General features: G+C 39.1%; 4 protein-coding genes. All 4 read right to left on the reverse strand.

What is annotated here, in order from left to right; translation table 11 throughout:
- Nucleotides 1-3: 3 nt before the first annotated feature.
- Nucleotides 4-351 carry a hypothetical protein gene (locus AB4623_RS24010; protein WP_054776246.1) on the reverse strand — a complete coding sequence of 116 codons (348 nt, stop codon included), beginning with the start codon at nt 349-351 and terminating at the stop codon, nt 4-6.
- Between the two features lie 198 nt (nt 352-549).
- On the reverse strand, nt 550-1,341 hold the full coding sequence (locus AB4623_RS24015) for an FRG domain-containing protein (RefSeq protein ID WP_372147523.1): 792 nt from the start codon (nt 1,339-1,341) through the stop codon (nt 550-552).
- 149 nt (nt 1,342-1,490) lie between these two features.
- Entirely contained in the window at nt 1,491-2,033 is a 543-nt protein-coding gene (locus AB4623_RS24020; protein WP_372074734.1) for a hypothetical protein, read from the reverse strand.
- Nucleotides 2,034-2,172: 139 nt separating this feature from the next.
- Nucleotides 2,173-2,775 carry a DUF922 domain-containing protein gene (locus tag AB4623_RS24025; protein ID WP_065583845.1) on the reverse strand — a complete coding sequence of 201 codons (603 nt, stop codon included), beginning with the start codon at nt 2,773-2,775 and terminating at the stop codon, nt 2,173-2,175.
- Between the last annotated feature and the right edge of the window lie 150 nt (nt 2,776-2,925).

Raw genomic sequence — 2,925 nt, forward strand, 5'->3', positions numbered from 1 at the left:
GCTTTATAATGCATTGTATACACACTCCCAAAATTTACGTTCCTCACCACTTGTGTCTAACATTGCTCTCATAGCTACATTTTCTAAGCGTTCTCTTTCAATTGGAGCAATCGCTTTTACTGCACTTTCATACAACTGCCAATCATACGTTGAAACATTATAAGAAGCAGATGCTAAAGCTACTCCTTTGTAAGAATCTCTACCTGCAAAAATTTGGAAGAAGGGAATAGCAAACAGGATCTTCTCCAGCACCGAAGACATATCAGTAATGTGCTCCATTTGTTCGATATATTCTTTTGTTCTATTACTTGGTTCAAATCCTTTGATTGAACAATACTCTTGCTTGGCCATGATACCCTCCATCATTTAATACATTTTTATTCTATACCAAATTAATGGGCATCAATAGATGTCAAAATAACTGAAATCACAGTGATTTTGACCATTACCTTTTGTTACATAACGCCCGCTTAAGGGGTGAGTACACGTGTGTCATGTTTGAGCGAAGCGAGTTCGGCACGCGTTTACGAATCCCACCTGAAGCGTTTGTTAAGTTGCTTGTTCAATTTTCCGCTTACGAATAATTCGTTTAGATAATGAGTTTAAATCTTGATAGATGTCATCTTCGTTAATTTCCATTTTATGAAGTGTATTTCGGATATTAACTGCCGCTTCTTCATTAAATACGAACTTTATTAACTCATTGCCAAGTCCATTTTCATACATAATGTCTTCGATACCTTTTGGGTTGCTTCCATGAACAGTAAAACAACCTTTTTGCGCATGAACACGTTTATTTGTGAAGGGCATTCTTATCGCAAGTGGGTTAAACTCGAAATCAAAATTATCGCCCTCCTCCTTCCTTAGTGGGCTTGGTAAATAGTTTTCTCCTTCTTTTTTAGTATTTCCTTTTCCGATAGCAGTTGGAATAACTCTACGCTCTAGAAAGTTAAGCTTATTAAGCATGCCAGTAGTCATACCCCAAACAACTCTGTCTATGTAGTTTCCTTCTTTATCAATGCTAGGCTCGCCATCAAGTGCAAAATATAATGCGATAAGCATTGATGTTGACCAGTCCAACAAACGTGTTGGAAAGCCATAGTGCTGCATGAGACTATAGAGTTCCCACGAGTTCTCGACTTTATCGTGATAGTTTTGATAGGCAGCCATAAAGTCCAACACAGCACTGACTTCTTGCCAACCGTCTAATGAACAACGAACAGATCCTGGAATCAATGAGTAGTTTTTGTTTGTAACTCCTCTAAACCACATTTCTTTTTTTGTATTGGTTACTTCACTTACATAGCTCTCGAAAGAGGAAATTCTTATTTCTCTTATCATAAATACCTAATTGTCAGTTTACGCTTTGCAACTTAACGCCCGCTTAAGTGGTGAGCAACGCAATACGGTGTTTCCGCACACCACCTTAATCACTAAAATCAACGCAAGGTAAAAATGCCACGCGTTGCGAATCTGTCTTGAAGCGTTTGTTAGGTTTGTTGTAAATATGGTGACAAAAACTCAATCAGAAAACTAATTAGGAGTACCAACCCAGCCAAAAAGCCAGATATTACTGTAGGCACGATGGTAAAAATCCAAACTCTAGCATTATGTAAATTTACTTGCTGTTCGATACTCTGAATTTCCTTCAAAGTATCAACCGTCGGTGATTGAAGCCTAGTCGTAATTTTACGCATTTGGAGGGCACTGCTAATCATCTTATATAACTCAAATCCGATGAATACCATCAATGACAATAAGATTAACGCCCCTGATGACAAAACAGCCCAGTCAGGTAAATCTGTCTTAATGCTTGACCAAAGAGTAAAGAAACCTACATAACCAGCAGCAATAATCACATTACTATATGAGTTTGCCTTGCCATAAACGTGTGAGACAACCTCTTTTATAATCGCAACATTCTGATCCGTTTGCATTCGTGCATGCTCCTGACTTATGCGATCAATATGCTCTGCAAGCTCATTGTGACGATCAACACAACGATGCTCCATTTCATAAATATCCTGATTCACTTAAAACAACCTCAAAAAACATAACGCCAAATTAAGGTGTGAACAACGCCAACAACCCTACCTAAAGCATTGCGCCATAAACACTAAACTTGCTTGAAGTGAAAGCGCCGAGCGTTGTGAATCACTCTTAAATTTATTGTTATATGCGTGGTGACATTGGCGCGAAAGGTATTTCGCATATTTTCAAGTAAGGCCCCTCACCAAAAGGAGACTCTGCTAATTCAATTTCTCCATGCGACGTATAAACGTCAAACAGAGCATTACTTTCCACCAAATCACCTTCAAGCTCAATGACTCTATCATTTGCGCTACTACACCCTCCACGCTGCCCTCGTTTGAAGGCTAAATACATTTCGTGCATCGACTTAACTGCAAGCGCACAATGAATCTGTTCATGACGATAGAGCTTCTCAAGATATGGACGAAACTCCTCAGCTGACTCATCTGAAGTCTTAGGCATTTCGAACTTCGGAAGTGTATAGGTAACTTCAAGCTCAAATTCATGAATTTCGCAAGAATCATCATCCGTATGGAAGTCGTATTTCCACGCGGTGTAACCGTCAAAGCCTTCATTTACGAGAAACTCAGGTCTAGCGTTAAATGAACGCTCAATTTCTTCAACACTATTCCCGCTAATCTCATACACTTCAAACTTTTTCTTGAAGGGAAAGTCTAGCTTGACGTCAGCATTAGCCTGACTAAACGCCATTAAGCAATATATTGAAAGTACAACTTTTTTCATCATCATCCTTGAAGCATATAACGCCGCGTTAAGTAGTGAGCAACGCCACCACCCAACCTAAAACCTTGCCACCTTAAACACTAAAGCTGATTCAAACTAAAAATGCCGAGCGTTGGGAATCTGTCTTAAACGCTTGTATGGATAATAAGC

The organism is Vibrio sp. 10N.222.52.C12 (assembly GCF_041474215.1).
GTDB lineage: Bacteria > Pseudomonadota > Gammaproteobacteria > Enterobacterales > Vibrionaceae > Vibrio > Vibrio crassostreae_C.

Excerpts from the sequence above, each read along its gene's own strand:
- AB4623_RS24010 (WP_054776246.1), bottom strand. The coding sequence starts at position 351 with ATGGCCAAGCAAGAGTATTGTTCAATCAAAGGATTTGAACCAAGTAAT.
- AB4623_RS24015 (WP_372147523.1), bottom strand. The coding sequence starts at position 1,341 with ATGATAAGAGAAATAAGAATTTCCTCTTTCGAGAGCTATGTAAGTGAA.
- AB4623_RS24025 (WP_065583845.1), bottom strand. The coding sequence starts at position 2,775 with ATGAAAAAAGTTGTACTTTCAATATATTGCTTAATGGCGTTTAGTCAG.